The 22,621-nt window shown below is 63.2% G+C and carries 22 protein-coding genes and 3 pseudogenes; 7 read left to right on the forward strand and 18 right to left on the reverse strand.

The annotated features are described in order from the left end of the window. The first annotated feature begins 108 nt into the window (after positions 1 to 108). Positions 109 to 789 (forward strand): nucleotide-binding protein, encoded by a 681-nt coding sequence (locus NKK47_RS25290; RefSeq protein ID WP_352578650.1) that lies wholly within the window; start codon positions 109 to 111, stop codon positions 787 to 789. 44 nt (positions 790 to 833) lie between these two features. Next, complete coding sequence (locus NKK47_RS25295; protein ID WP_156942713.1) at positions 834 to 1,196, forward strand: hypothetical protein; 363 nt, start codon at positions 834 to 836, stop codon at positions 1,194 to 1,196. Positions 1,197 to 1,314: 118 nt separating this feature from the next. Here NKK47_RS25295 and NKK47_RS25300 read toward each other — a convergent pair whose 3' ends face one another. From NKK47_RS25300 to NKK47_RS25345, 10 genes and pseudogenes are all read right to left on the reverse strand, one after another. Then, entirely contained in the window at positions 1,315 to 1,656 is a 342-nt protein-coding gene (locus NKK47_RS25300) for a hypothetical protein (RefSeq protein ID WP_352578651.1), read from the reverse strand. A gap of 58 nt (positions 1,657 to 1,714) precedes the next feature. After that, a complete protein-coding gene (locus tag NKK47_RS25305; protein WP_352578652.1) occupies positions 1,715 to 2,038 on the reverse strand; it encodes a DUF736 domain-containing protein in 324 nt (107 codons plus the stop codon). A gap of 711 nt (positions 2,039 to 2,749) precedes the next feature. After that, a complete protein-coding gene (locus tag NKK47_RS25310; RefSeq protein WP_352578653.1) occupies positions 2,750 to 3,160 on the reverse strand; it encodes a hypothetical protein in 411 nt (136 codons plus the stop codon). Positions 3,161 to 3,469: 309 nt separating this feature from the next. Beyond that, on the reverse strand, positions 3,470 to 3,973 hold the full coding sequence (locus NKK47_RS25315; protein ID WP_352578654.1) for a GNAT family N-acetyltransferase: 504 nt from the start codon (positions 3,971 to 3,973) through the stop codon (positions 3,470 to 3,472). After that, positions 3,974 to 4,255 (reverse strand): type II toxin-antitoxin system TacA family antitoxin, encoded by a 282-nt coding sequence (locus NKK47_RS25320; RefSeq protein WP_352578655.1) that lies wholly within the window; start codon positions 4,253 to 4,255, stop codon positions 3,974 to 3,976. 160 nt (positions 4,256 to 4,415) lie between these two features. Next, positions 4,416 to 4,835 (reverse strand): hypothetical protein, encoded by a 420-nt coding sequence (locus tag NKK47_RS25325; protein ID WP_352578697.1) that lies wholly within the window; start codon positions 4,833 to 4,835, stop codon positions 4,416 to 4,418. Next, positions 4,825 to 5,085: a type II toxin-antitoxin system prevent-host-death family antitoxin gene (locus NKK47_RS25330; protein ID WP_352578656.1), complete on the reverse strand. Its 261-nt coding sequence runs from the start codon at positions 5,083 to 5,085 to the stop codon at positions 4,825 to 4,827. Before NKK47_RS25330 ends, NKK47_RS25325 begins: the two co-directional genes overlap by 11 nt. 62 nt (positions 5,086 to 5,147) lie before the next feature. Then, positions 5,148 to 6,089: a DUF2493 domain-containing protein gene (locus NKK47_RS25335; protein WP_352578658.1), complete on the reverse strand. Its 942-nt coding sequence runs from the start codon at positions 6,087 to 6,089 to the stop codon at positions 5,148 to 5,150. Positions 6,090 to 6,328: 239 nt separating this feature from the next. After that, positions 6,329 to 7,387: a DUF7146 domain-containing protein gene (locus NKK47_RS25340; protein ID WP_352578659.1), complete on the reverse strand. Its 1,059-nt coding sequence runs from the start codon at positions 7,385 to 7,387 to the stop codon at positions 6,329 to 6,331. A 12-nt stretch (positions 7,388 to 7,399) separates the two neighbouring features. Beyond that, positions 7,400 to 11,908 (reverse strand): annotated as a pseudogene (locus NKK47_RS25345) (strawberry notch-like NTP hydrolase domain-containing protein). Positions 11,909 to 12,093: 185 nt separating this feature from the next. Here NKK47_RS25345 and NKK47_RS25355 point away from each other — a divergent pair. Then, positions 12,094 to 13,287, forward strand: coding sequence for a DUF1173 domain-containing protein (locus NKK47_RS25355; RefSeq protein ID WP_352578662.1), 1,194 nt, complete (start codon positions 12,094 to 12,096; stop codon positions 13,285 to 13,287). Between the two features lie 35 nt (positions 13,288 to 13,322). On the opposite strand, the gene NKK47_RS25360 is transcribed toward NKK47_RS25355, so the two are convergent. Then, positions 13,323 to 14,006 carry a transposase gene (locus NKK47_RS25360; protein WP_352578663.1) on the reverse strand — a complete coding sequence of 228 codons (684 nt, stop codon included), beginning with the start codon at positions 14,004 to 14,006 and terminating at the stop codon, positions 13,323 to 13,325. A 466-nt stretch (positions 14,007 to 14,472) separates the two neighbouring features. Here NKK47_RS25360 and NKK47_RS25365 point away from each other — a divergent pair, with 466 nt between their 5' ends. Further along, positions 14,473 to 14,868, forward strand: coding sequence for a hypothetical protein (locus NKK47_RS25365; protein WP_352578664.1), 396 nt, complete (start codon positions 14,473 to 14,475; stop codon positions 14,866 to 14,868). A 546-nt stretch (positions 14,869 to 15,414) separates the two neighbouring features. On the opposite strand, the gene NKK47_RS25370 is transcribed toward NKK47_RS25365, so the two are convergent. Next, positions 15,415 to 15,540: a hypothetical protein gene (locus tag NKK47_RS25370; protein WP_352578665.1), complete on the reverse strand. Its 126-nt coding sequence runs from the start codon at positions 15,538 to 15,540 to the stop codon at positions 15,415 to 15,417. Continuing rightward, positions 15,537 to 15,893: pseudogene (locus tag NKK47_RS25375) on the reverse strand (DUF1419 domain-containing protein); the annotation flags it as partial. The pseudogene NKK47_RS25375 and the gene NKK47_RS25370, both read right to left, overlap by 4 nt. A gap of 146 nt (positions 15,894 to 16,039) precedes the next feature. Here NKK47_RS25375 and NKK47_RS25380 point away from each other — a divergent pair. Beyond that, positions 16,040 to 16,180, forward strand: a complete 141-nt coding sequence (locus tag NKK47_RS25380; RefSeq protein ID WP_352578666.1) for a hypothetical protein — start codon at positions 16,040 to 16,042, stop codon at positions 16,178 to 16,180. Between the two features lie 141 nt (positions 16,181 to 16,321). On the opposite strand, the gene NKK47_RS25385 is transcribed toward NKK47_RS25380, so the two are convergent. The 3 genes and pseudogenes from NKK47_RS25385 to NKK47_RS25395 all read right to left on the reverse strand — a co-directional run. Next, positions 16,322 to 16,444 (reverse strand): hypothetical protein, encoded by a 123-nt coding sequence (locus NKK47_RS25385; RefSeq protein ID WP_352578667.1) that lies wholly within the window; start codon positions 16,442 to 16,444, stop codon positions 16,322 to 16,324. A gap of 82 nt (positions 16,445 to 16,526) precedes the next feature. Then, entirely contained in the window at positions 16,527 to 17,003 is a 477-nt protein-coding gene (locus tag NKK47_RS25390; RefSeq protein WP_352578668.1) for a UCP036055 family protein, read from the reverse strand. Positions 17,004 to 17,433: 430 nt separating this feature from the next. Beyond that, positions 17,434 to 18,633, reverse strand: a pseudogene (locus NKK47_RS25395) (ParB/RepB/Spo0J family partition protein); the annotation flags it as partial. Between the two features lie 176 nt (positions 18,634 to 18,809). Between NKK47_RS25395 and NKK47_RS25400 the strand changes: the two are divergent. Further along, positions 18,810 to 19,430 carry a DUF433 domain-containing protein gene (locus tag NKK47_RS25400; RefSeq protein WP_352578670.1) on the forward strand — a complete coding sequence of 207 codons (621 nt, stop codon included), beginning with the start codon at positions 18,810 to 18,812 and terminating at the stop codon, positions 19,428 to 19,430. A gap of 764 nt (positions 19,431 to 20,194) precedes the next feature. On the opposite strand, the gene NKK47_RS25405 is transcribed toward NKK47_RS25400, so the two are convergent. Then, entirely contained in the window at positions 20,195 to 21,391 is a 1,197-nt protein-coding gene (locus NKK47_RS25405; RefSeq protein WP_352578671.1) for a DUF932 domain-containing protein, read from the reverse strand. Between the two features lie 371 nt (positions 21,392 to 21,762). Here NKK47_RS25405 and NKK47_RS25410 point away from each other — a divergent pair, with 371 nt between their 5' ends. Then, positions 21,763 to 22,227 carry a Ros/MucR family transcriptional regulator gene (locus tag NKK47_RS25410; RefSeq protein ID WP_352578698.1) on the forward strand — a complete coding sequence of 155 codons (465 nt, stop codon included), beginning with the start codon at positions 21,763 to 21,765 and terminating at the stop codon, positions 22,225 to 22,227. Positions 22,228 to 22,278: 51 nt separating this feature from the next. Here the strand turns inward: NKK47_RS25410 and NKK47_RS25415 are convergent, their stop codons facing one another. Further along, positions 22,279 to 22,614, reverse strand: coding sequence for a hypothetical protein (locus tag NKK47_RS25415; protein WP_352578672.1), 336 nt, complete (start codon positions 22,612 to 22,614; stop codon positions 22,279 to 22,281). Between the last annotated feature and the right edge of the window lie 7 nt (positions 22,615 to 22,621).

The raw sequence follows: 22,621 nt of genomic DNA on the forward strand, positions 1-22,621 counted from the left end.
CCGTTGACTATGCCACATGTTTCGACCGTGACATTATTCCATGTGTCCATGATGGCTTGTTTCCATGTTAACATGGAAACAAGGAGCCCACGCCGGAAGGAGGCCCCCATGATCATTTCCGCTGCGATCCCCAAGGGCGGCACTGGCAAATCGACGATGCTGCGCGCCCTCGCATCCGTCGCGCTGCATCGGGGCTATTCGGTCACTCTTATCGACGGAGACCGGCGGCAGAACATGAACCGCTGGTTCCAGATGCTGGGTGATGCTGGCAATCGCCCTGACAGGCTGCAACTGGTGAGCGCGATGACCCCGCAGGAAATCCTTGGCGCCGCAGCCATTCACAACGGTGAACGCTCCGTTGTCTTGATCGATACGGAAGGGACCACAAACGACAACCTCATGGCCGGGCTCTTCGCGGCCGATATTGTCGTCGTGCCGGTCTATTTTGCCCTCGACGATGTGACCGCCGCCATCCAGATCACCGACCACTACATTCCGCTGGCGGTCGAGAGCCGAGGTAGACCGCTGCCTGCGATATTTGTGCTGACCAAGCAGACCATCATCGATGCCAGGGCGCGGGCCCTGACCGAACTGCGCGCCATCATCCAGGCCAACGGCACGCCGATTGCAGAACACGTCCTGCATAATCGCGTTGCCTACCGCGACCTTCAGACCGGGCAGACGCTTTACAGCCCCGCGGTGCCTGACGCGAAGGCGGTTGCTGAGAGCGAAGGGGTCTTCGACGACCTTCTGCAAACCTTCATCGAAGCCACAAGGAACGCGGCATGAGCGAAGAACCCGCACCGAAACCCGGTGACGACAAGAAAGCCCGCATGATGAAGGCGATTTCCACGCAGCCGCCGGCACTGCCGAGCATGTTCATTTCATCACCGAAAAATGAGGGGCAGAAGCTGGAGCCAAATGCCGGATCGGCCATGCCGCAGACGCTCGAGCCGGCATCGGGTGCAACGCCTGACTTTCGCAAGCTGCTGCGGCAGGGTCAGAAAAAGGATCCCGTCGCCGGCAAGAAGATACGCGAGGAGGAGATGATCCGCTGCGGGTACTACCTGACGGCTGCGGAGCAGCGACAGTTCAAGTTGCTGGCGATCAGCAACGGGCACAGCATGACCGAACTGCTGCGAAGGGCTGTCCAGGATTATATCCGCATTCATAAGCACAAACTGCCGAAGGAATAGTCGGCGGTTTGGAGTCTCCATCGCATGCTGTGACGGGTGATGTTCGTGGCTCTTTGCGACGCGCAAAAAAAGGGCCCGCGACGGAGTGTTCCGTCGCGGGCCCTTTTTTTGCGTTTGCCTACTTGGGCTGGTCGAGGTGTTTCAGCAGCTGACCGAGGATGCCGTCCCGCTCCGGACGCGCGCTTGCTGCCGCTTTGTCCTCGACCAGCATTGCGGCCAATTCGGGCGGCAGCTCCATGAAGTCGTAGCCGTGTGAGATAGCTGCATGGCGAAGATCCTCAAGCGATTCGAAGGGGCGATCGCGGGTGCCAAGCCAGAGCGCGGGCTCGTCGGTTTCTTCGTGCGGGAACGCTTGCAGGAAGTAGGTGCGAAGTGGTGGGTCGTAGCCGATGACTGCGTCTGGATCCGAGCGGATCTGTCTGGTGACGGTGCCAGTGACAGTGATGGTGTAACGGCTCATTGCAACCTCCTTTTTGCCGGTGGGGAGCCGGCGCCTGGCGGGGCCGGTCGCCGATGCCTCACTGGGGGTTGTTCCAGAGGATGACCTTCTTGTTTTCCTCGCCACCCGGGGCGGGAGCGAGATTGCCGAAGATCACGCCGATCTCGGGGGCTTCCAGCTTGACCGAGAGGTATTCCTCGCCCGAACGGTGGGAGGTGCGGTGCCAGCCGGCTCCGATCTCGAAGCCCGTGCGCTTGTTGACGATCCGGTAGTCCGGGGCGTCCTCGCGCGACTTGTTGGTGTTCGGGATCAGGGTGATCGGGGCATTGACCCGGAGCGTAGCGAAGACGCCTTCCATCGAGCCGTCGGCCTTGGTCGTGAGGTTTGCGATCGTGGTGGCCATGGTAGTTCTCCTTCGGTTACATCGGGACCATTCCCGATGGCGCCAAAGGAGAGGGCCGTCCTGCTGCGGTCATCTCGGCGAAAATTCTGGAAAATTCTATTTGCCTAGAAATAACGGGCAGGCCCTTCGCCTGTCCGCAGACAAAAACAGAAATCGAATTTTCCTGAATATTTGCCGAGTGTACCCCCAACGGGGGTTGACCGCACAAAGCAGGCGGTCGTCTACAAAGGCGACATGAAACGGAAATGGCCCCGGATGGGACCGAAGGAAAAGAACTCAGGCCGCCATCACTAGACCGCCGACGCAACGCTGCCGGATCGCAGGAACATGCTGCAGCCTCTCGGGTCATGTCGTCGGCATCGTCAACACATCGAACAGCAGCCCGGCGCGTGACTGCCTTTCGTGTTCGGTATGGCGGCACAGCGGTTTCGAGATCGGAGCCGACTGGCAGCGAACTTCGCGCCCTTCGGGGACGAGCCTCGCAACCAGGTTGGATGACCCGGCAAGCCAGGATGTTGTTCGGCACGCTTGCACCTGCTTCAGAGGCGAGAAGCGTCAGGAGGATCATCCTGCACAACGCCGGCTCTGCGCGTGGGCCGGTTTCGAAAGGGGCCGGCCCATGCCGTTCATAGAAGTGGAGGTGGCGGCGCGGGGCCGGATCAGGCATATCGGAGGTCGGCCCCCCGGGCTGTCGGCGGAACCGCGCGTACATCATCCCGGCAACGCCAGACGCTCGTCCGGCATCATGCGGGCTTCGGCCTGGTGGCGAATGTCGGGACCGGCATGGCGGAGCATGGCGCACCAGTCTTCCACATTGTACGTCGTCGCCATGCTGCCCCTGGCCAGATCGTAAATGACGCACGGCTTGTTCGCGAAGGCGAGCCGAAGCACGTTGACGGCCGTGCCGGGTGATGCGCCGTCCCAGACCATCATCCCAAAGTCGGCGCGCCGCGCCATCTCCCGGTCCTTGGCTGCGTGGACCCAATATCCTCTGGCGCCCTCAGGAGAAGGAACATGGTAGGCAGCCCAATCGCCCAGATTGTTGCGGGGTTCCTTGCCGGTATGGAAGACCCCGACATGCTCGTAGCCGTAGGCCCGCGAGCAGGCCCTGCGCCTCGGCATCGGCTCCGGGCGCGTCGCCAATCAGCACGCCGTGCTCGGCAGCAACGATTGCGCCGATGCGAGCAATGGCAGGTTCCGGCAGCTCGAATATCTCGAATATCATCGACATCGTGACTTTCCCTTCTCTCCAGCGTCCCCCGCCCCGCGCCGGCCGCCCTCTCCCTCTGGCCCTGCGCGAGGGATCGTCACCCGAAGGCCGAGGCGGCGAAGCCGGCTGGAAGAACGGCGGGACGCCGCGACTAGAGCCCGGCCGGCCGCAGGCCGGCGCGCCCGGACCCTGCCGCTGCCGGAGGCGTTACGCGCGTGGAGCTAGTGACCTTTGTCGGCCAGCCAGAGACTCACGTCCTGGATCGAGCGCATAAGCACCGACGGATTGTCCCGCGCGGGAATGAAGCCCGAGTTCTGCCAGTAGCGCTCGGCCTCGGCGTCGATCGCCCGCACCTCCACCGCGCGGCCTCCCACGATGTCGGCGCCGGCGACGCAGCGATGCAGCGCGTCCTTGATCGGGCCGCTGCCGACGCCTTGCTCGGCATGGCGGTGGTCGACGGCGAGTTGTCCGATCAACAGGGTCGGATCGGGCCGCAGGCCGGTGCGGATGGCGCGCGGTGCGCTGTTTGGCTGGATCACGCCCGGCGCGAGGCCGTAATAGCCGACGACTGTGTCCTCGTCGTGAACGATCAGGACGCGGGTAAACCCGCGGGCCTGGTTCGTTCGCGCGAAGCCGGCCAGCCAAGCGTCGAGCGCCGGCTTGCCGCAATCGAAGCTGTCGAGGCGGTGCGCGTCATCGAGGAGTTCGATGCCTGAAAGCGCCACCTAGCGGTCCCAGGGCGGGGATCGGCGCAGCCGCTCGGCCGCCTTCGGTGGCGACGCAGCGGCGGGGGCTGAGATCGCCTGCATGAAGGCGTCATAGGCATCCGGGGAGACGCGGATGACGGTTTCGTTGAGGATGGCCGCCTGCGCCTCTTGGAGGGCTGCGCGCCGCATGAACTCCGTGCGCGACAGGCCGAGCAACTGCGCGCCGCGGTCGATGATGGTGAGATCATTGTCGCGAAACCGCATCGAGACGGATATCTTCCTATTTACGGCGGCGGCCATGGTGCGTTCCTGTGCTGGAATGGACATACGTCGGTGCAATGCAGCATGACACTGGATTTGCGTGACGAAGCCATTCCTGTTCCTGCGACCGGCGTAAAGGCATGCGGAAACGGCGGACTGATCCGATCCGAGGTATGCTCCCTGCCGCGAAAAGAGAACGTCAATCCAGACGGCTGACGCGGCGGCTCTCGCTGCGCGCTTCGATAAAGGCGCCTGCGATCTTCATCATGAATGCCTTGCTGAAACGACCGAGGGGCTTACCGTCGGATTCGATGTACCAGGAGCGTTCGGCAATATCGTAGTTGTATTCGTCAACCATGATCCAGCAGCGTTTGAGATCGGTCAGACCGGCGCGGCGGCACTCGATAGCGGAGACTTCCAAACCGACCCGATCGCCGGGCGGTGGCTGGGTGGTTATCGCCAGGAGCGCGAGATGGGTCAGGCCATCTCTTGCGCCGCCGACAGCGATGACCACGCAGGTCGGCCGGCTCTTGCGGCCTTCCGTTTCGCCGCGCTCGTGTTGCCATGCCCAAAGATACGGGTAGGAGATCACCTGACCAGGCAGAAATCTACCGCTCATCATCGTATCCTTCCCCGTGCGCTAGTCGGTCGATCTCGGCGGCGAAGAGTTCCGTGTGTTCCTCCGGCATCTCGGAGACATGGTATGCGCGGCGGGGATCGCCGCCGATGCGCATCCGTTCGTAATGCTCGTAACTCATCAGCACGAACCGGGGTTTCCGGTGCTTGGTAAGAATAACGGGTTCGCGGCTGGCAACGTCGGTGACGTCGCCAACCTGCTTGTTGAGATCCCCCGTCGTGAACTGGCGCATGGCTGGACTCCTTATCGATCTCCATATTATCTGGATTTTCTTGATTTGCAAGAAAACGGCGCTCACGCGCCGCCCTCCGCGAACCGCCAGACGGGGATGCCGAGCCGACGCGCCTTGTCGGCAAGGTTGTCGGTAATGCCGGAGCCGGGAAAGACGATCAGGCCGTAGGGCACCACGGAGAGAAGCTGGTCGTTGCGGCGGAACGGAGCCGCCTTGGCGTGCCGGGTGCAGTCCGGCTTGAAGGCGATCTGGGTCACCTTGCGGTTCTCGGCCCAGCAGGCGGCGATGCGTTCGGCGCCGCGCGGGCTGCCACCGTGGAGCAGCACCATGTCGGGATGCTTCTCGCGGGCCTTGTCGAGCGCCTCCCAGATCCGGTCGTGATCGTTGCAGTCGAGGCCGCCGGCGAAGGCAATCTTGGTGGCGGCAGGAACGAGCACCTCGGTTTCGGCGCGGCGGCGGGCGGCGAGGAAGTCGCGGCTGTCGATCACCGCCGCGGTCATCGCCTGGTGGGAGATCTTGGAGCCGGTGCGCGGCCGCCATGCCGATCCGGTTTGTGCCTCATAGAGGTCGGCGGCCTCATCGCGCATGATTTCCAGCACGTTGCGGCGCTCAATGTAGGTGATGCCCTCGGCGGTGAGCCGTTCCAGCTCGACGGACTTCACCTCCGAACCGTCCTGTTCCTGCTGGCTCGAACGCTGCGCCTCCTCATTGCGGTCGAGGTTGCGGGCAACGCGCTCGGCGGCCCGGTGGAAGACGTTAGTGAAGGACCAGAGCAGGTCGTCGAGATCGGGCTCGAGCCTGGTGTCGCCGAGCATGCCGGCGAAGGTCTCGACGATCCCGGCGAGGCCGGCCCGGATCACCTCGTCGTCGGGAAGTGGCCGGGGATCGGGTTCGTCCTGATGCGGGCGATGGCCGTACATCTGCAGTTCGAGAATGACGCGGTCGGTCGGCGAGGAGGCGTGGTAGGGCTCGTAGGCGTCGTCGAAAGGAAGCTCGTAGGTCATGGCGTGTCTCCGTCGGTTGCGGCCGCGCCTATCGCGGCCTGACAGCGCATCCCGGCCGCGCCCCGGACGCGGCCGCACCGAAGGCCGAAGCGCGAGCGGAGGACGGCGCAGCCGTTGCGGTCGTGACCGGGGGTGGCAGGGGTCGCCTCTCGGGCAGGCCGCGGGCGCAGCCTCTCCGGCGGACCGCTGCCTTGCCTGCAAGTCTTCCGGTGACGCCACCCGCCTGCCGGCCCACCCGTTCATCCGGGCGGCAGGAAGAGACGGACATCCTCCGGGACGAGCTGATCGCTGAGCCATGCCGCGAGATGGGCCGGGCCGAGATGGCGCAGATCGTCGTTGAAGTCGCCGAGCTGCGGCCGCAACACCAGGCCGAGGATTCCGGCCTCGCCTGCGCGCCGGCTGAGACGCTCGATGCCGTGCCGGCCGGCGGCGTCGGCATCCCCCGCTATGTAGAGGCGGCGGCAGCCAGGCGGGAAGGTCAGGCCGGCCAGGTGATTGGCCGAGGTGCCGGCCGCCACCGGCAGTGCCGGCATCACCGTTCGGAGCGAGGCCATCGTCTCGAAACCCTCGCCGGCGGCCATGACCGGTACGGGCGCACCGGGCTGGTGGCCTAGCCAGATGCCGTTGCCAAGGAGATCCCCCAGCGAGCGGCGTGGATCGGCGAGTTGCGCCTTGCCGACCTTGCCGCTCGGGTCGAGCCCAGGGGAGAGGTAAGTGCGCTGCAGGCCGGTGATATGTCCGTCGAGGCTGGTGACAGCTGCAATCAGCGCAGGAAGCGTGTGCGTTTCGCCCGTAACGAGATCCCTGTAGTAGCAGCCGGGATGGAAGCGCACGGCACGCTCATGCGCGGAAAGCAGGATGCCGCGGCCGGCGAGGTATCGTTCGGCCAACGTGCCGGCGATCGGCTGCGACATGGCGAACAGGCGACGCGCCGCGTCAGGCGAGCCGGGTGCCGCGGCAGGTTGCCGCTGCGCGCCAGGAGCTTGGGGCGGTGGCAGCGGCATGGAGAGGAAGCGACGTGCTTCATCAGCGACCGCGCGGAAGTCGACCAGACCACAGCTTTCGCGAATGACATCGAGCAGATCGCCGAATTCTGTGCTGGCTTCATCGACCCATTTTCCGGCTGGTCCTTTCGCGTTGGCCTTCAGCCGCACATGCATGGAGCGGCCGCGCGCGTTGCGGACATCGCCGACGATCCAGTGATTGCCGGAGCGATGGCCATTGGAAAGATATTCGCGGCACACCGCCTCGGCATGTTCGCCAAGGCGGCGTGCCAGCTCGGAAGCCGAGCCGGTCATGATCGCCTCCCTTCATGCCGCCGAGGTGCGGTCGGTGATCCCGACCAACGCATGGCGATCAAGGAGCGAGGCGAGGATGGCGGACCCTTGCGCGGCCGTCGGAATGAACAGCCGGAGCTTCCAGGAGATGATCTCGGAGATCAGCCCCAGCGCCTTCAGCCGCGGAACAAAAGTGTCGGTGAAGCCGATCAATTCGACACGGTAGTCGTTCATGACGCGGCTGCGGCGCAGAATCAGGCCATCGGCGAGTTGCAGTCCGATCCGTCCGTCGACAAGCCCGGTCCAGGCATCTTCCGGCGCGAGCTTAGGTACATTGTCGAGCCCCAGATTGCGGAACATGGTCGCGACAAGGGTCGGCGCGATGTGACGGCCGATGATGCGTTCGCCGGCATCAGTCTGGATCCGGTACACCTGACAATCATGGTCCGGCAGCCGACGCCAGATCGGCAGCAGCAGACCCGTCACGATGTGGAAGGTGCTGGTGGTAAACTCCGGGACGGCAGCGACTTCTGCCTGCCAAAGATCGCAGAACTGTTTTCGGTTCGTGGGCTGCCAGTGGGTTTCGGCAAGGGCGTCGAGACCGAAGCGCAGCTCGTCGGTCGGCCGCAGCAGCCGCACGCGGTGTTCTATCGTGCCGTCGTCGAGCATCAGGCTCGCCGTCGGCAGCCGGATCGCCGCACGGCTGGAACGGGCGTTCACCAGCAGAACCGATTGGGGCTCCGCCCGGACGATGGCCAGCGCGTCGACGAGGCCGAGCGGCCGGATACGGTCCTTGCGCGCGACGGTCAGCACATGCGACTGCGCGCCCGAGACTGGGTGCGAGTAGAGGGTGCGGCGATCGGTGACGACGATGCTCTCCGCCGTGATGGTCTCCAGGCCCTTGTCGTAGGTGCCGGCGGCGATGGCGCCTTCTATTCTTCCCGCCATCAGCTGCTCGAAGACCTCGAACAGCAGATTCTGGGTTTCGATGCGCAGCGCGAGAAGGCGGTTGAGCCAGGTCGTGATCGGCGGCAGTTCATCGCGCAGGCCACCCTCCTCGGTGGTCAGCGACAGCCCGGTTACCGCTTCGAAGGTCGTGAGTGAGCAGCCCTCGATCTTGCCCTGGTGCAACAGCATATAGAACTGGCGCAGGGCCGCGCGGGCGTAGGGACTTTCCAGATTGTCTTCGGCACGAAACAGACCTGCCCCACCGGTCTGGCGCTGGCCGCGTGTGATCGCGCCGAGTGTGTCGAGCCGGCGTGCAATCGTCGACAGGAACCTTTTGCCGGCCTTTACATTGGCGGCCATGGGCCGGAACAAAGGTGGCTGCGCCTGATTGGTGCGGTGGGTCCGACCGAGCCCCTGGATGGCATTGTCGGCGCGCCAGCCGGCCTCGAGCAGATAGTGCTTGCGCAGCCTCTGGTTCCTGACCCCGAGGTCAGCGTGGTAGGAGCGGCCGGTACCGCCGGCGTCGGAGAAGATCAGAACGCTCTTGTCGTCATCCATGAAACTCTGGGTCTCGGCGAGGTTCGCCGAGCCAGGGCGGTTTTCCACGGCCAGCCGGTCGACGCCGTCGCGGGCGGTCTTCTTCACGATGCGGCGCGAGCGGCCGGTCACCTCGGCGACGGTGTCGGTGCCGAAGTGATGGATGATCTGGTCAAGCGCGCTGCCGACCGGTGGCAACGAGGCAAGCTTCTCGATCATCTCGTCGCGCCGGCGAACCGCCTCCCGACATTGAACCGGGTTGCCATTTTGGTCGTAGACTGGCCGCGAGTAGACGTTGCCCTCCGCGTCTGAATATTCCTCGAACAGTTGGGTCGGGAAGGAGTGCATCAAATACCCGCCGACATACTCGCGCGGCGTCACGTCGACATGCAGGTCCGACCATTCCTCGGTCGGGATCTCGGCAAGGCGTCGTTCCATCAGCGCCTCGCCGGTCGAGACGATCTGCACGACCGCCGAATGACCTTCGAGCCGATCCTGCTCGATCTCGCCGATCAGCGTCGGCGTGATCATCGAGGTGATGAGATGGCTGAAGAAGCGCTGCTTGGTGCTCTCGAAGGCTGAGCGCGCCGCTGCCTTGGCGTTGCGGTTCAGCGTGCCGGACTCACTGGTGATGTTGGCCGCCTCGAGTGCGGCGGTCAGGTTGTTATGGATGACGGCGAACGCATCGGCATAGGCGTTGTAGATGCGGATCTGCTCCTCGGTCAGCGCGTGCTCGAGCAGGTCGTATTCGACACCGTCATAGGAGAGCGAACGCGCCGTATAGAGGCCGAGCGACTTGAGATCGCGGGCGAGCACTTCCATCGCCGCGACACCGCCGTCCTCGATCGCCGCGACGAACTCGGCACGGTTGGCGAATGGAAAATCCTCGCTGCCCCAGATGCCGAGACGTTGCGCATAGGCGAGGTTCTCGACGGCGGTCGCGCCAGTGGCCGAGACATAGACGATGCGGGCGTCGGGTAGTGCATGCTGGAGCCGCAGGCCCGCCTTGCCTTGTTGCGAGGGCGCGACGTCGCCACGCTCGCTTCTGCCGCCAGCGGCATTGGCCATGGCGTGGGCCTCGTCGAAGACGATGACGCCATCGAAAGATTTTTTGGCCCCCGACGGGTTTTCTCCAATCCCTGTCTGGCTTTCTTTAATCCCCGTCGGGCCTTCGTCCCTCCTCGCCTCTTGTCCGACCCAGTCGAGGATCTGAGCGATCCGGGATTTCTTGCCCTGCCGTTCCTGCGAGCGCAGGGTTGCGTAGGTCGTGAACAGGATGCCCTCGGCGAGGCGGATCGGTGTGCCCTGCCGATAGCGTGAGAGTGGCTGGACGAGAAGTTTTTCCTGGCCGAGTGCTGCCCAATCGCGCTGGGCGTCTTCAAGCAATTTGTCCGACTTGGAAATCCAGATCGCACGGCGGCGGCCCTGCAGCCAATTGTCGAGGATGATGCCAGCGACTTGCCGTCCCTTGCCGCAGCCGGTTCCGTCACCCAAAAACCATCCACGGCGGAAGCGGACAGCGTTCGCAGCACCTTCTGGCGCGGCGGAGACGGCATCGCGGGTCTCGTCAACCGTCCAGGCGCCGGTGAGATGGCCGCAATGGGCTTCGCCGGCATAAATGACGCTTTCGAGCTGGGCGTCCGACAGCAGGCCCTCGTCGATGATCGCATCAGGAAGAAGCGGACGATAGGAAGGCTTCGGCGGCGCGACGGCGGCCATTGCGGCCGACTGCACGAGCGGCGTTGGATGCGGCTTTGCGCGGGGAATGTCGATCGACTGGAGCGCATATGGTTCGTAGATCGTATCGATGAGCCGGCCGCCCTCTTCTGGCATCCAGTCGCGCAGTTCATAGGCGAGGGTGGCGGGCGGGCTTCGCCCGCGCAATCGGGCGGACCGATTGGATGGCCTTCGGAGCAGCCGTTGAGACAGCGAGGGGTGCGGCTCTCGCTCCCGATCGGGCACCCATGTGCATGGCGGCATTGCGCACGATGCCCTTGGACAATGCACCGATCGAGTTCGGAAAGCCGCCCGGTGTCCGGAGCGGCAGATCCGTGATCCAGGAGAGCAGCGTTTCGACATCCGTGGCCTTGCCGGAGGATGGGATGAAGCCGGTTTGGTCGGTGGCCGGTACCTTGTCGATAATTGTCAGGCGGGTCTCGGCCGTCGTCCCATGGGGCGCGTAGACACGGCTGTCGATCGCTGCGGTGAAGATGACGGTGCCTTGCTGCTGCAGGCGTTCGAAGGCGGGCCGCCATTTGGGGTTTTCGGGAGACAGCCCGGTGCCGGTGACAGCAACAAGGCGTCCGCCGGACGCAGGCGTGCGAACGCGGAAGAGAGGTGCCGCCATGCCGCATCGGCGACATGGCCGTCGACATAGGCGGCGACGCTAAAGGGTGGATTCATCAGCACGACGGACGGCTCAATGGCCGCGTCGAGATGATCGTCGATATGGGCAGCGTCGTGCCGCGAGAGGGAAAACCGTGGAAACAGCAGGCCGAGCAGATCGGCCCGCGTCGCGGCAAGCTCGTTGAGGGCGATCGAGGCGCGCGCCATCTCGGCATGGACGGCGAGTAGACCGGTGCCGGCGGAGGGTTCGAGAACGAGGTCGCAAGATGCGATCGCCGCGGCGTGCGCTGTGACGAAGGCCAGCGGCAAGGGCGTGGAGAGCTGCTGCATGGCCTGGCTCTCGTCGGACCGTCGCGTATGGGTGGGAAGAAGTTCGGCGATGCGCTTCATCATCGCCAGCGTTGCCTGCGGCGTGGTGGACTGGGACAGGATCGCTGGGCCGAACCGGCGCAGAAACAGCACCTGGGCGGTTTCGAGCGCCTCATAGGCGTCTTTCCAGACCCAGAACCCTTGCGCATCGCTGCCGCCAAAACTTGTCGTCATGGCGGTGCGCAGTGCGGCGGTGGTGACAGGCTTGCCCTGCTCGAGGAACGGCAGAAGCTGCATTGCCGCCTGATGGATCGCCCGGGCGGTGTCGATGGCGTCTTGTGCCGGCGCGGCGAGGGAAGCGGCCGTCCGGGCGACGGTCGAAGTGGTCGAAACGATGTTCATGGAGATGTCCTTCGCGAGAGGGGAGTGGCGCCCGCGCCGGCACTCTCTCCGCGCCAGCCGGGCCGCACTCCTCCCGGCTCCCCTCTGCCTCTGGCGCCGATGCACCAAACGGGTTGCGCTCTGCGCAAAGCCATGACTTGAATGCGCGGACAGGGATGCGGCGGCGACCTGGAGCTGCGGAGGTGATGCGACGGTTCAGAATTGGCAGTGAGGTCTACGAGGAGGGAGCGCCTGACCTGCAGACGGGGCTGGCGAACGCCTATGCTCGCACCGAGCGTCCGCTATGCCTGTGCCGCGAGCCGGGCTGCCCGATGTACATCGCCCGCATCGGCGACCTTCACCTGATCAAGCGCATGCCGCTGAGCGGCGGCGGGCATGATCCGTCCTGCGATTCATATGAATCACCTTACGAACTGTCCGGGCTGGGCGCGCTGATGGGCAGCGCGATACAGCTAGATCCGCAAAGCGGCATGGCGGCCCTCAAATTGGACTTCAGCCTGTCGAAGACAGGGAGCCGAGCAGCATCCGTGCCTGCGGGGCAAAGTTCCGCCAGCGTAACCGCCGATCCCAGGAGGATGTCGCTGCGGGGCCTCCTTCATTATCTCTGGCACGAGGCCGAATTGACGGTCTGGACATCCCGATGGGCTGGCAAGCGACATTGGTGGAATGTCCGCTGGCATCTGCTCGAGGCTGCCGGGCAAATGACGGTGAGGGGCGGGCCGCTCGCGGATATCCTGTTCGTGCCCGAGCCATTTCGCGCCGAGAACAAGGAAGCGATCGAGCAGCGTCGCAACGCGGTTCTCGGCACGGCGCTCCCGCCGAAATCCGGCCCACGAAAGCTGCTGGTCATGGTCGGCGAGGTGAAAGAGATTGTTCCTGCCCGCTCCGGTCAGAAACTCGTCATCAGGCACCTGCCCGGTTTTCCCTTTATCATCGACGATGCATTACATCGGCGTTTGCCGGTACGTTTCGAGAAAGAATTGTCGCTGTGGGGAGCAGATTCCAGCTCACATCTGATAGTGATCGCGACCTTCGGACTGAACGCGGCCGGCCTCGCCATTGTCGAGGAGGTCGCGTTGATGGTGGTATCCGAGAACTGGATTCCTTACGAGACGGTTCCGGAGAAGCGGCTGGTCGACGCGCTCGCCCGTCTTCGCGAGAAGAGCGTGAAGGGATTGCGCTACGACCTGCAACCCGACCAGCCGATCGCCAACGCATTGCTCCAGAACAGGGATGAGCCGGTCGCGCTCTTTGTCGTCCCGCCCCGTGCGGACGAAGCGTTCGAGGCTTCGCTCGACGAAATGATCGCCACGCGTCCGGAGATCGGCGCCTGGGTGTGGCGGGTCGGCGAAGGCGATATGCCGCCGTTGCCGCTCTGAGCGTCGGCGGAATTTCCGACGAGGCTCAGTATGTCTTACCCCAGGCCCAGCTTCTTCTTGAGCTCGGCATTTTCCTTGCGCAGACGGTCAGCAAGCAGGTTCTTAAGGCGCTTGTTTTCTTCCTCGAGCGCGAGCAGGTCCTTCAGATCGCCGCTATCTGCGGCTGGCGCTGCAACCTTCTTCCACTGATAATAGGTCTGCTCCGAAATGCCGGCTTGGCTGACCGCACTCTTGCTGGTCGCACCCCCAGCGATCGACCTCTCGATCTGGGCAAGCTTTTGGGCGCGTTCCTTCTCAGAATAGGTCTTCCGGGCGGTCCGCACCGCCACCGCAGGTTCAGCCGCCTGCGGCCCTGGTCTCGCCCCGTTTTTGCGGGTCGGCTTGGCGAGCTCTGCCTTCGCTTTCTTTGCTCGCGGAACTTTCTTCTTCGCTTCAGGGGCTTCCACTTTGGCTGGTGCTACTGTTGTCTGAACAGTTTGAGCTTCCTGAGAATCGGCCATGATATGCTCCGCTTGTGGATTGTCACCGTCTTCAGCATCGATGGGTCTTATACTGGAGTCAATGAGCTCAGAACCTGGCAGCTGAGCACCATCAGACAGCTGCGTCATCTCGGTGACAATTTTGGACAGGTCGAGACCACCCCAGATCGACTGGCTTGGCTTTTGCTTGCCGCGCTTCTGTTTGACTTCCACGATAAATGGCCGGATCTGGCGCTTCATAGTCCCTTCCTTGATGTGAGGACGACTTGCAAGCCAAGTCGCTGTTTCGCGTCGGCGAGTATCCTACGCCAAGGCATCTTATCGCTCTTGCCGAGCTTTATCGGAGAAGGCCCGCGACGAGCAAGCGAGGTTTCACTGATCTCGGGGACTGGCTCGATCACCGGGACGCAAACAGTCTATTGCGAGCCGAGGTCTCATTTGACGCGACCTTCAGAGCGTATCCATGCCCGCCATCCACAGGCGCCACTTCGCTCGATCCACCGGCAGCTGACAAATTTCGACATGCTGACGAGGCTCGCATGCTCCAGCTTCGGTAAAGAACCCCTCCCTGCATCGAGCGCCCCCTACGCCGTCATTCGTTGCCGCCGGGCAAACGGACAAGGACTAACAGCCGTCCGCATCCGATGACTGTGCACAACCGACTGCATCGATTGCAATCCTGATTTTCTTGGGCGCAAATCTTCTCATGGCGGCGGATGAGCTGGACGCGATTGTTTTCGGGATGGCGGTCGACAGCGTCCGTGCGCTTCCTCTTGGATTCACGGAAAAAGTCGCAGAAATTGCCAACCGAAGCCACGGCGTCCTGCTTTTTGATTTGCGCATCGATGGCGACTTGGAAATGCAGCGGATCGCCGCCGTCCGATATCCAAGCAACCAGACAGGCATTCTGGCGCTGGACAAGCAGGGCTCGGCGATCAGCCATTGCATGGTCAACGGCACTTTCTCCAGCTTTATCGCTCCCTTGGAGGACTGGAACACTCTGCCGCTACCGATGCAGGCCAGGACGAGTATCGCCGGCCCGGCCAGCCTCTTCATCGGCGCCTTACGCAATGCCGGATACATCCTGCGCGGCAGGCCCTGATCCGAAGTTTTGTCGGCCACTGGTCGATCATATCGTCGAACGAGTCGGCCACACGGCCTCGCTGTGGGCGATTACCCACGGTGATCAGGTGACCAGGATCATCCGAGTTGAAGTCTGACCCTGATACGTGGCTCGCTGGACTACGAGCACCTGGTCAGTGCTGGCCTCAAATACCGTGAAAATGCGCCGGCCGGCGGCGACGCACTGATCGAGCAATGTCGGTCGCCGTCACGGTATCTTGGAAAGCGATAGGCTGCGTGCAAGCGATCGTAATGTGCGAGAGCGTCTCGCCCGTCGGCGTCCGATAGAACGCCTCCTCGATAGACATCGCGCCGCATAGCCTATCCGACGCGCCCATTTCATCTGAGTAGGCGGACCATGCTAATAGGGGACGTTTCGCTTCCGAGCGGCAGCTCTCAGGGATAACCTTTATCGTCGCCTCCCTTCTTTGAGTTCCGGCTTGATCGGGCGGAGGACAGGAGTTCGTCAATCTCGAGATCCGACAGATCATCAAGCAGCTTGAAGACAGCATCATGCTTTCCGGCGTTAATGAATCGTGCGTTTGCCGCGATGTTCGGCCCACCCGGTTCCGGGATTTGCATTGCGGGCGATGCCCCTGAGTTCGACAGGGGTCATGTTCCAGATCGCCTCGAGCTTCTCCGCGCGGGTCATGCTGTCGCTCGCGCCGGTCTCGTGGGCGATGATGGCGGCGCGCATCTTTTCCGGGATTGCCGGTCCGTGAGGTCGCAAAAACCATGAAAACAGCGTTCGCGGCCCCGGATCCGGATCGCGAAGAATACGCTTGTCACGTTGCCGGCCTTGAACTCCGACAAGCCGAACATGCCGGTGCGCATGAAGAGCGGCGGCAGCAAATCGAGCATGAAGTGATATTCTGACGCGGTGATCTGAAACCACTCGCCTGAATAGGGAGTGCCGGAAAGCGGATCGATGCCGGGAGTATCTTTGTGTCGGCTGAGCTGTTGGAACATCTGCTCGCGGGTGGCGACGCCGTCGAGCACCTTCCTGAAGGGTGGATCTTGCGGTCATGGGGTTCTCCTGAACGCGGGTCGGCCACGCGCGGCATGAACCGCGTCGTCGCAACTGTTTGGTGGTGTTGTGGCTGTCGACTGGCCGAGCCTGCGGCCAGCGTGTGCACCGGCGATGATGGGGTATGCAGGGTTCAGGCGGCGCGTCGCTCGGAGGAACGCGAAACGTCTCGACCAACCCCAGTGATGGCACGCACGGCGGCGGCGAGCGCCGGGATGTCGTCGAGCATGCCGAGCGCGACGAAGTGGTTGGCCCGCCGGTATAGTCCTTGCGGCCCTTGCAGGTGCGGATCAGGATGCCGTGAGCCGATGACAGCCCGAACTGGCCGACCTGAATGTAGGTACGGTGATGGTACAGGGTGACTTCTTCGCCGGAAACGGCAATACCCGCCTTGTTCGAGCGCAGGTCAAAGCAGCCCGATGGCAGGTTTAGTTCGGCGGCGAGTTTCTTCAGCCGTGAACGCGCTGTCGTGTGAAAACGCCTCTTCTGCTTGCTCGTCATAGGAGCAGCTTCTGTTCCAGTCGAACATGTCGATCTCCATGAAATGAACAGGCCCGCGATCGCTCACGCGATCCCGGGCCCGTCGTCGGGGGTTCAATGCGGTGAAGCGATCAGGCGGCCGTGCGGCCCTCGATAACGTCGGCGCCGACCTCGTCCGCGGAGACTTCCTCGAGATAGGCCCGACCATACTGGTTGTTGGCGAGCCAGCGTTCGGCCGCCTCGCGATCCTTGGCGAGATAGAGCAGCTCCGGGCTGTCGCCGAGTTCCTGCAGGACGCGGACCATGCCGATCGTGGGACGCTCGACGATCTCGAAACCCAGGTCACTCTCGACGGACCAGGTGCGCCTGACCGAGACGACGATGATGCCGCCCTGCCCGAAATCGCCCTCATGCAGGTTGAAGTAGGCGGGCGAGCTATAGGTCGCGCGCTCGCGCGGCGGTTCCTTCCTGACCAGGCGACCGACGCCGTTGCGGCTTTCCCAGGCCGCGAATTTTTTGGTGAAGCGAGCCGGCGGTTTCGCGGTGCCGTCGCTGTACCGGATAACGCTCCCCAGAGGAGCGGATTCGTACACGATATGTGCGGACATGCGGGTTTCTCCATGTCGGAAAATGAGAAAGGGCCCGGCGGGAATGCCGGGCCCGGTGCGAGCGTGAGGCCGATTATTCGGCGGCCTGGAGGTGGTCGGCCTCGTCGCCGTCGATGGTCACCGGCTCTTCGGAGGACGGATCCGCATCATCGGCGAGAAAGGCCGGCAGCTCGGCGGCATCGCCGTCGAGAGCTGCCTCGTCCGACATGTCGCCGGCGACAGCGTCGCCAGCATCGGTAGCCACTTCATCGACCTCAAGGCGCAGCGGCTCGGGCAGCCAGTTCGATCCTTCGAGAAGACGGGCGGCTTCACGGGCCATGATGTCCTTCTTCATGTGGTCGATCAGCTGCGCGGAGTCTGCGCCACGCGCTTCACGGACAGCCTGTAGAATCCGTGCCTTGGTGAGCCGCCCGAGGAACTCGACGGTAGGCGTTTCGGTCCGCGGCTCGTCCTCGGACCGCACGAAACCGGCGTCGACCTGGAGCTTGCCGTTCGCGGCAAGCGTAACGAACACCCCGGCAATGGCCTTCTGGGCGGGATGGTAGCTTTGGGGACGATCATCGATCGCATCGAGCTCGGCACCCAGCTGGTCGAGCTTCGCCTCGATTGCTTCGTCGGCGTCCTCGGCATGGGCGTAGTCCGCATCCAGCTTGTCGTATTCGGCCTTCAGCGCGTCGTAGCGTTCGATCTCCTCGGCGCTGAGCTCCTGCGCCTCGGCGTAGATGCGCTGCATGCCGGAGGTGTGGCCATAGGGAAAGCTGATTGCCGCCTCGACCCATTTCCAGCCTTTGGCGCGGATCGCCTCGGCGTCGGCCGTCAGCCTGTCGAAGACAAGCTGCTCAAGAAGTGCGGCATCCTGGAACCAGCCGCCAGAATCCTGTTCGAACAGGTCGCGCAGGATGACGCCGCCAGCTGCTTCATAGGCTTCCGCGCCGACATAGACGGCGCGGCGATCGTCGGCCCGGACCGTGGTCTCCGTCAGCAGGCGCCTGATGTAATAGGGTTCCTGCATGTGCGAGCTGCCAATCCGCTCCCAGACCTGCTCCTGGCGCGCGTGATCGTCCGAGATCGAAAACGCCATGATCTGCTCAAGCCGGATTTCGTCCTTCTCGTAGAGACCGAGAAGCCTCGGCGACACCGATGCCAGCCGCAGGCGCTGCCTCACCGTCGCAGGCGATACGAAGAAGCGGGCGCCAATCTCCTCCGGATCGAGGCCCTGATCGCTGAGCGTCTTGAAGGCCCGGAACTGGTCGAGCGGGTGCAGGTCGGCGCGCCGCAGGTTTTCGGCAAGCGAATCCTCTTCGGCCGAGGTCTCCTGCTTACGGTTGACGATGCAAGGGATCGGCTCGTTCTTCGCCAGGCGCTTCTGCTTGATGAGGATGCCGAGCGCGAGATAGCGACGGCCGCCGGCGGGCACCTCAAACATGCCGGTCTCCTCGCCCTCGCCGTCGAGCACGGGACGGACGTTCAGGCTCTGGATGAGCTTTCGCCGTCCGATGTCTTCGGCCAGCTGCTCGATCGACACGCCGTCCTTGATGCGCCGAACATTCTTTTGCGACAGCATTAGCTTGTCATAGGGAATATTCTCCGCGGCGTTCATCGCGATCTTCTGAATGGCGTTCTTTGCCATGGTCAGGTTCTCCATGACGGGCGGCCCGGGGCCTCTCCCCGAACCTCTACGGAATCTCCCCTCCCCCCTCTGCCTCCAGGCCTCGCGTCGGCGCCGGCCGCCTGCCGCAAAGCTTCGCTGGACTGCAGACGGCAGAGTGACTATATGTCTTCCATGAACGTGGAAGGATTATTGTCATGCCGGGGTTGAGTACCGAAGTGCTCACCGCCAATGAGGCGGCGGCGGTAACGCAGGTGCCGCTCAAGCAGGTGCATCGCATCATCGATGCCGGATTGCTACGCGGCCGTGTCGAGACACGCCGCGGCAGCCGCGTCATCATCGGAGCGGGTCTCGTCGGCCTACGCCTCGCCTGGCTGACGGCGGAGACGCTGACGCCTGCCGCGCGGCGGCGGATCGTTGAGCACGCCATTGCCGATGATGCTGCGCCCGTAGTCGCGGACGATCCGCTTAAGGTCGACCTGAAGCCGATCACTGCCGGGGTAAGGACCGGCCTCAGCCGGCTGAGGAAAGCCAAGGCCATGGTGGCGCGCGATCCAGCGGTACTTAGCGGTCAGCCGGCCTTTGTGGGAACACGCGTGCTTGTTCATGACATTGCCGACATGCTCGCCAATGGCGATACGCCCGAGACGATCCGTGCCGCCTATCCGCAACTGACTCTCGACCAGATTGGGCTCGCGGCCGACTATGCGCTCGCCTATCCGCGGCGTGGCCGTCCGCCGGTCAAGCCGGCGTGGCGCAGCACGGCGGCGAAGTCGACACGCACAATCCGTCTCGACGATCTGCCGGCCGTTTCGTGACATTCCTGATCGACGAATGCCTGAGCCCAGAGCTTGCGAAGCTGGCGCGCGAACGGGGTTTTCCCGAGTGAGCCATGTGCGCTGGCTGGGCCTCGCCGGCGCCAAGGACCATATGGTGACCCGGCGTCGATGACGGCTATGTGCTCGTCACGCACAACACGACCGACTTTCGTGGCCTCTATCGCCTCGAGGAGCTGCATGTCGGGCTGGTCGCCTTCAACACCGCCCTGGCCTGATGAGCCTCGATCTCCAGCACAGGCTCTTTCATCTCGCCCTTTCGGACCTCGGTGGGGAGGAGGCATGAAACGAAGTGCTGGAGATTACGGTGGATGTCGCGCGTACCATCACCATCGAACGGTTCAACCTACCCGACTGACGGACCTCCGAATTCGTTTCCTGCAATCGGGCTGCCAGAAGCCGCCGCTCGCATAACGAAAAAGCCCGCCGCGGGAGGAGGTGCGGCGGGCTTGATTTGGACGACAGCATTCGGGAGGAATAAATGCCGTCCCTGATCGCCAAGGTCGGGAGGAGGTGACCCGGACGAAACTCGATACCGACAGGCTACTCCCTTCCGCGCAGCCGAGAAGCATTAATTGTGCATAGCAGCATTGCGATTTTGTGCGGCGCACAACTAGACCTGAGAGATGTGTTTGCCAGACCGGCAGCGCAGGCCGTGTGCTGCGCGCCGCAGCGATGCACATGTTCGGACACTGGCAGCCTCAGTAGCCCAGTGACGTTCATACTCCTCGCGCAGCATTGCGGTATCATGCTGCCAGATCGAGCAGCTTCTTGGCCTTGCCCTCCATCTCCAGGCGAACATCCTGATGCGGCTTGTCGCGCGCTACCCGCGTAATGCCCTGCACGAAGTCGAAAATCGAGGCGGGCGGGTGCCCTTCCTCCGAAAGCACGGCATCGATGATCCTCGTGGTCTCCGCCTTGGAGAAGCCGCGCTTGCGCAGGAAGCTCTGGCGATCTTCATCGTCGCGAGCGACGATCCGCTCCCGCGAAGCCTTGATGCCATTGACGAACGGCATGGGCGAAGACTCCGCGAACTGGATCAGCGCTGGTTCGGCTTCCAGGGCAAAACGCGAGGCGGCATATTTGGAATGCCGGATGGTGATTTCCTCGAAATTTTCCACGCCCCACAGACAACGATTCTGGCAAACTGCACGTAGATAGAAGCTGGCGATTCCGAGCGTTCGGGCGCCGACTTCGGAGTTCCAGCAATAAACCCCCCTGAAAAAGACGTCGGGCGAGCCATCGGGCAGCTTGCCGGCTTCGATCGGATTCAGGTCGTCGACGAGGAAGACAAAGACATCACGGTCGGATGCATAGAGCGTTGTCGTGTCGTTGGAGATGTCGACGTTCGGATTGTAGATTCCCGTTGACCAGTCGAGCACGCCAGGCACTTTCCAGCGCGTGTCGCCGCTACCGTTGCCGGCGATCTTCTGCACGGCATCGACCAGTTCTGAGTCAAATATTCTGCCGTAGTCGGGGCCTGTTACCGCCCGCAACTCGAGGCGTCCGTTCTCGATTTCCAAGGTCTTCATCTGCTCGGCGCGATGATTAAGGAGACCGTGCTGAAGGTTGATCGCCGCAAGCGGGGCCGGAAGCTGGCGCAGATAGGCCGCTGGCGCGCCGACCAGGCTGGCGAGTTGGCCAAAGCTCCAATGCGTCGGGGCCACAGAGGCATGCGCATCGGGCAGCATCAGCCTCAGGCGCTCCGGGTCGTCGCGGCTGGCCTCGACGCGGATCAGCTCACTTTCAACGATGCGGGTCTTGCTGCGTTCGGACCGCCGCTTCACCGAATTATGGAGATCGGTGAGAGAAAGGTAGCGCTCGTCCGCCGGCCGGTTGAACCACTCGGAAGAAACGCGACCGACACGTTGGCCACGGCTGACATCCACCTTGTAACCGTCCCGTGGATTCACCGCAGGAGCGAGAACTTGCAACTGGGTCATGGAACTTTCTCCGCGACGGGCGCCGGAAGCCTCTCTTCCAGCCCTCGACCCGTCACGCGGGCCATCCAGCCTCTCCCTCTGCCGTCCGGCAAACGGGCAAACGCCGCGGCCGCACCTCCGCAAGGAATACACGTCAGAGAATCGATTTGACCGCGTGCTTCAAAGCCGGGACGCCGGAAGCGATGGTCCTGCTGTTGCGGAACCGCACGCGGCAATCGCTACAAGGTCGTCGCCGGAGCGGATCGGCCATGTCGACCAGTGTCACGCGATGCCGAAACAACAGAAATGCAACAGGTTCGTTGCTATCGGAAGCGGTCGTCATTATGAAACGACTGTTCGACGCCAATCGTTTGATCCGCCAGGAGTATTTCGTGACAGAAGAAACCGAGAGCAATACGGACAAGCTCATCGAACTCACGGCTGATGTAGTCTCAGCCTATGTTTCAAACAATCCGGTGCCGGTCGGTGAACTACCCGCCCTCATCGGACAGGTCCATGCCGCCCTGAAGGGCACGACCGGCGGTGTGGTGTCGGAAAGACCTGAAGTTCTCAAGCCTGCCGTGCCGATCAACAAGTCAGTGACGCCCGACTACATCATCAGCCTGGAGGACGGGAAGAAGTTCAAGTCGCTGAAGCGGCACTTGTCGACCCATTATGGCCTGACTCCGGATGAGTATCGCGCCAGATGGGGCCTGCCGGCGGATTATCCCATGGTTGCGCCGAACTATGCCGCAGCGCGTTCTGCCCTTGCTAAAACCATAGGGCTCGGCCGCAAGCCGAAGGAGCCCGAAAAGCCAACGCCAGCGAAACGTCCCCGCAAGAATGCCACAGCCTGAACTCCAGTTTTGGACGTGCGTCGGCGATCTTGTGAAGCCTTTTTGATCATCCTATCGAGCGGTTGGATACTCGTTGGCCTCGAAAACATGGTGATGCACGCGCCCGGTGAACATCTTGAGCAGCTCTCCGGTCACATCGCGGCTCTGAAAGCGAACGTCGGACTGCAGCGCCTTGTTGCAGGTGTCCATGTCGGGATAGCGGATGGCGAGCGCCATGGCATAGACGGGAGCGCCGTCGTCCCGCGCGGTGCCGTCCAGGACGCGCACCTCTTCCGCCCCAGGAAACTGTGTCCACAGCGGCACCAGCCTCTCCTTGACGAAGCGCCGGAACTCGCTCTCGCGCTCGGCGTGGATTTCCCCTTCGAAGAGGGCGTAGCGGATGATCATGGCGGAG

The organism is Mesorhizobium sp. M0019, from assembly GCF_040323975.1.
GTDB lineage: Bacteria > Pseudomonadota > Alphaproteobacteria > Rhizobiales > Rhizobiaceae > Mesorhizobium.